Here is a 5,897-nt window from a genome sequence, read left to right as displayed (position 1 = left end):
GTAGAGTTCAAAACATCCTCAGCATAACTTAAATGTCATCCGTGGATGTTTAGATAACCACACCAGACACTTAACTTATACGCAGGGATATATTTACATTCTGGAAGACACATTTAAATGCTTTAGACTTGTCAAAAGTATTTATAGTGCTGGAAAAATGTAAATATATCCGGTCGCATAAGTTAACTGTCGGCCGTGGACACCTATATAGGCAACTACAACATAATTCTTTTTATCTAATCAACATAATCCTTACCTAATTTATAATCCATATCTTTTATTCCAATACAAGGAATATTAGATTTCATAAATGCATACCAGCCTATAAGCGGTGCTAGAGAGAAAATTGTTATTAAAATTCCCAATCCTACTACTATATTTGACCATGGCATAGATGCTATCGCCATTCCTATGCTTCCTAACACTGTAAATAATGTATTAATAACTGAAGATGCTGACCCAGTATCTCCTTTTTGTTGTTCAAAGAGAATATTCGTACTAAAAGGTCTAATTGCTGTACATGTCAATGACATAATCATAAAGGATAATACAAATGCTATGGGTGACAATGTACCAATTGACATTACAAGTACACCGCTCAAAAGAGCTAGTCCGAAGCATGCCATTGGAAAAATCTTTTTGCTAATGTTAGTTAAATATCTAACATATATTACTGGACCTAAAATTGATACAAGAGCATTTACTGCAAAAAAATAACTGTAAACTTGTTCATTAAGGTGGAAGTAGTCGACATAAATATAAGACGAAAGTGCTAGATACCCCATAAAGGGTAATGCATTTAACGAAAATATCACTGTTGGTATAAAAAAACTTTTATTTTTTGATACTATAATAAGTCGTCCCATAGAACCTATAAGAGTTCCTGTGTATCTTTCCTCTTCTTTTAAGGTTTCCTTGTATAGAATGGTTAATATTAAATTAATAATACTAACTACTGCCAAACTCCAAAAAACACCTCTCCAATTGGAAAACTTTAGAATCCATGCACCAAGAATTGGTGCAATCATAGGTGCAAGTCCAGAAATTGACTGTGTTATGGCAAGCATACTTTCTCTTCTTTTCCCTGAAAAACAATCCTTAATTATAGCGACTGAAACAGATGTAATGCCACCTGCACCAACTCCTTGCATTGCTCTTGCTAAAATAAGAAAATACACATTAGTTGATAATGCACAGGAAACACTACTTATAATGTAAATAATAGCTCCAACAATAAGTATAGGCTTACGACCATATTTATCACTTAAAGGCCCCCAGATTAAAATTCCCACTGCGTAAAAAAGAAAAAATACACTTAAGGTTAAATTAGTTATTGCAGAACTACTTACGAAATATGAACTCATAGTCGGCAAAGCCGGTAAATATAAATCAGTGGAAAGAGGTATAAACGCATTCATTAATCCTATAAACGCTATTAGTCCTTTACTTCCTAAATATTTCTGCTTATTGTACCCTGTATCATTCATATTGCTCCCCCCTCATATTACTTTATCCATCTGCTAAGACTGCATAAATCTCTTTCCATGCGTTACTTTTTATAATCTCGTCCTACTTATGTATTTTCCCTATGTTGCCCATTTATATAGATGTTCCAAGCCTTAAATTATTGTCTACTAAATTCATTTTAATGCATAGGTCAAGTCTAGAAATATGCTCTAAAATAAAGCATATCATAAAATATACTTAAAAGTCTATTTACATGATGTTAAAAAACAAAAACCTAACTTATACATAATGATAAAGCACCTTTGAATACTGTAAATATAAACATTCAACCCTATAGCTTATTTAAAGAATTTCAAATCAATAACTTCTGCCATAGCTTCACCTCCCGCATCATTTGGATGGAGATGATCTCCACTATCGTATTCTGGTAATAGTCTTAAAGGATTATTAGGATCAAGAGTAGCCTTATCAAAATCAACTATTCCGTCAAATTTCCCATTACTTCTAATCCATTCGTTGACTTCTCTACGTTTAACATCAAGTTCATCACTATATACTTCATATCCTTTAAAAGGCATAATTGTTGCTCCATATATTTTCAGATTATGCTTATGTGCCAATTCAATATATTTTTCAAAACCATCAATTATTTGATCTTTGCTTACAATTTCAGACTTCGGAGCTGGCCCTCCTGGTCCTGTATGCATTATGTCATTAACTCCTTCTAAAACAATCACATACTTTGCGCCCTGGTGATCTGTAATAGCTTTTTCAAACCTTGAAACTCCTGATGGTCCAAATAATCCATGAAGAGCACTTTCAGAATTATGTAAAATTCTATTGCCACCAATAGCTTCTCTAATTACAGATAAATTTTTTATATTTGAAGAATTTAGTTCTTTTGCAAGATAATCCGGCCATACAAGAGTAGTTATCGAATCTCCAAAAGCAATAATCGATCCATTTTCTTTTGATGTTATTACTTCTATAGCTGTAAAAAAGGGACTTACTTTAGGAATTCTATTCTCACTTATAGACTTAAAATTCTTGTGAGTATCAATGGCATTGATGAAATTACCTTCCTGCGAAAAATAAGCTTCTGCACCTCCACAGCCGCCAGTTATATTTTTAACTTCCTTAGGAATATAAATGCTTACAGCTATTTTATCCAAGTTTTTTATTTCAAGTTCAATAGGATCACTCCATACAAAAGTTCCTTTTCCTATAGTTACATTTGGATTGCCGTTGAAGGTAACTTCTTTTGATAAATCTTTGTTAATACTTCCGTCAAGATTAACTACTGCAAAGCTGACTTCTCCAATTTCCAAAGCCCCAATCCCAAATTCATTCGAAATTTTTATTCTCTCTTTTGAACCTCTAAAGGTCGATGTCACTATTGTACGTATAGTTTGGTTTTTGTATTTTACTTTAAATAAAGTAAAATCTGTTGAAGCTGCATTCCAAGCGCCAATCCAATGATTAGATTCCACTCTTTTATCACAAGAAGATAAATAACTTATAATTATTAAGATAGCAAACAATAGAAAAATTGTATTTTTAAACTTCTTTTTCATTTTACTCTCCTATATTTTTCAGTCTATCTATGCATTTTCTCTGCAATTAGTTTAATATTTTTATTAATATTTATTTTTCTATTCTTCCTATTCTTTATTTAAATATGATTAAAAGTTAAATAACTATAAATAAAAAAGCATTGATTCTTATATTTCAACGCTTCTTTTGTTTATTGTAACTCTTATATCCAAAAATTTTTTGTAAATAAAACTCTACAATTAGTTCTACTACCCTAATTTAAAGGTATTGACTAAATACTTTAAAATAATACTATATACTCTATAAGTTAAGTGCCTTAGAACCATTTTCAACACACATTTTTAAGACTGTATCTTTATCAAAGCCTATGTCATTAAAATGTTTTATTTCATCAAAAATTCCGGTAATATGCCCCACACGGTAAGCACCAGCATCACTTCCAAGAGCAATCTTAACGCCAATCTCATGAGCTTTTATTATGTTTTTAATTTGTATATCATATACCCTTTTTATTACATCCAATTGATCCTTTAAATTAGGATCTTTTGCATCAAGTATATTTCCAAGAGGAGAAAGAGTTGGAATCCATACTATTTCTTTCTCTGCCATTCCATATAGCTCTCTATCAGAAATAAGAAATGCATGCTCTATAGTGTTAACTCCTGCCCTTATTGCATCAGATACTCCTTGACATCCATTAGCGTGTACCATTATTGGAACTCCATATTCTTTTGCACTTTTTACCATGTACTCTAATTGTTCATATGTAAATGCGACCTCTCCCACATCACCAAACTTATCAAAGTTAACCATTCCAGTCAGTATAAGCTTAAGATGATCCAATTTATTTTCTTTTAAAACACTAAATTCTCTTTTAAAATCCTCTATTTCGCTAATGGCTCTTCCTAAAAATGCTCCATAGTGATCTTTCTTACTAATTGCAAAAATAGGAGTCTTGTATACCATTCCCTCATCTTTTGCAATTTGTCTAGCCATACATGAGGCGAATATACCATCACCACCGTCTCTTAATGCAAGAATGTTATGTTTCTTATAATCCTTTAAAATCTTAGTAATACAACTAGTTTTAAAATCAAATGTTGAACTTCTCCATTCTTTTTTATTAAATAAAGTATTATTTGCAATATGTATATGTGAATCAATTATCAATAAAAACACCTACTTCTTACTATAATTTAAGCATACTATAAATCTCTGGCATTACTGTACTATACTTTTTCACAAAATATATATTTAATTTTTATTATATCACATATAACTTCCCATTTTTCATATTGTAACTTTAATTTATTACTAGATCAGTAGTCTATTAGCTTCTCCAATATATATTCATTTTGAGTCCATGGATGAGCCTTTATACTTCACAAATAAGTAGCAGATGTTTTAAGATGTTAAATATAACCGTTGGAAGCAATTGCAGAAAGTTCCGCAGTTATCCTTTGAAAACAGTAGAAAATTTCTAAGTAAAGAATATAATATTATTGATTAGCATTACTATGGAGTGTATATATTGAATTACGGAAAAAACTTTAGTTTCTACAGAGATGCCCTTAATGAAAAATATTTCAGGCCTTCACCACTTCCTGCATTAAACAACAAAGATTTTAATCCTGACTTTTGGCAAAAATATTCTGATAAAAATTACAATGAAATTACTTTACCAGATTGGCTATTTAACTCCCCTAAAGACACAATTATAAATTATTTTAGTATATTAAGAGAAGCCGAAAATATTTCTACAGGTGGCTGCGGAACAATTGGACTTGCCAAAGGACCATATCCCATTGCATATAACTTTCTTACTTCAAAATATCAAAGTACTATAGATTTTAAAGCTTATCTTAGTTTATTTAAGGATATAGGCCACATTAACTTAATTAAACTTGAAAATGTAACTAATGAAAATACACCTAAAGGAACTTATAAGTACTTTATAGAAATTGAAACCATTGAACCATCTGTTAATGGTAATACAAGCTTTGCTTATTATTATGGATTTGTATATATAGAAAAACAAAATGGTAAATATAAAATTTCTGATATAGATTTAAGAGGCCAAGACTTTCTATGTGCAGCTTATCATGGTTGGAGACATAACGCAGAACTTTATGTAGATACAGTTTACGGCGGTTGGTGCGGCCTTATTAAAAAGAGATATCCAACTGAGCAAAAGGGATATGTCAAAAATATTTATGCCTCCGGTATTGACGGACGCGAATATAAATTTGAGTTCTTTCAGCTTACAAATGGAACTGATGTAGAAATCCAACAGTTTGTTAAAACTGCCAATAATCAATGGGAACCTATAACAATAGACGTGGAGAAATGCTTAAAGAGATGGAGATGCCCCTACCACTTTTTCTGATGTATAGAAGTGCATTGTTATAAATTTGCTGGCATCTATAACACCAAGCATTAAACATGTATTATACTTTATATTTTATATATAGATAACCAAACCAGAAAGTTAACTTATAAAAAATATTTATTGGTAACAGTTAACACAAATTAAATATTTTTTAGAGGACAATTGACATAGGACAAGTATAAGGAAGAAAACTTACCTTCACTGTTCTATGTCCTCTGTCCTCTAGAAATATGTTTACACCCTCCTTGTATACCCACAACAGACACTTAACTTATACGCAGGGAGATATTTACATTCTGGAAGACACATTAAATACTTTTCTTATAAGTCTTAGCTCAGTATTTTAGGAAGTCTTAGAATCATTTATATGTTTGAGGTACGAGTTTATAAATGGTTCTTAGACTTTCAAAATACTGAGCTTTAGACTTATCAAAAGTATTTATGGTGTCGGAAGAATGTAAATATCTCCCGGAGCATAAGTTAAGTG

Annotated in this window: 4 protein-coding genes; 1 reads left to right on the top strand and 3 read right to left on the bottom strand. The window is 31.1% G+C overall.

Going from position 1 to position 5,897, the window contains the following annotated elements; translation table 11 throughout:
- Positions 1 to 236 precede the first annotated feature (236 nt).
- The 3 genes from I6U48_RS27085 to I6U48_RS27075 all read right to left on the bottom strand — a co-directional run bounded on the left by I6U48_RS27085 (position 237) and on the right by I6U48_RS27075 (position 4,200).
- Complete coding sequence (locus tag I6U48_RS27085; protein ID WP_218323629.1) at positions 237 to 1,487, bottom strand: multidrug effflux MFS transporter; 1,251 nt, start codon at positions 1,485 to 1,487, stop codon at positions 237 to 239.
- Positions 1,488 to 1,805: 318 nt separating this feature from the next.
- Complete coding sequence (locus I6U48_RS27080; RefSeq protein WP_218323628.1) at positions 1,806 to 3,041, bottom strand: SGNH/GDSL hydrolase family protein; 1,236 nt, start codon at positions 3,039 to 3,041, stop codon at positions 1,806 to 1,808.
- Positions 3,042 to 3,321: 280 nt separating this feature from the next.
- A complete protein-coding gene (locus I6U48_RS27075) occupies positions 3,322 to 4,200 on the bottom strand; it encodes an amidohydrolase family protein (protein ID WP_312891145.1) in 879 nt (292 codons plus the stop codon).
- 352 nt (positions 4,201 to 4,552) lie between these two features.
- Here I6U48_RS27075 and I6U48_RS27070 point away from each other — a divergent pair, with 352 nt between their 5' ends.
- A complete protein-coding gene (locus tag I6U48_RS27070; protein WP_218323626.1) occupies positions 4,553 to 5,407 on the top strand; it encodes a hypothetical protein in 855 nt (284 codons plus the stop codon).
- Positions 5,408 to 5,897: the final 490 nt, after the last annotated feature.

The sequence above is a fragment of the Clostridium thailandense genome (assembly GCF_019207025.1).
GTDB classification, from domain to species: Bacteria; Bacillota; Clostridia; order Clostridiales; family Clostridiaceae; genus Clostridium_AM; species Clostridium_AM thailandense.
The sequence above is the reverse complement of the archived record's forward strand: the minus strand, read 5'-3'. Positions and strand labels throughout refer to the sequence as shown.

Excerpts from the sequence above, each read along its gene's own strand:
- I6U48_RS27085 (WP_218323629.1), bottom strand. The coding sequence starts at position 1,487 with ATGAATGATACAGGGTACAATAAGCAGAAATATTTAGGAAGTAAAGGA.
- I6U48_RS27080 (WP_218323628.1), bottom strand. The coding sequence starts at position 3,041 with ATGAAAAAGAAGTTTAAAAATACAATTTTTCTATTGTTTGCTATCTTA.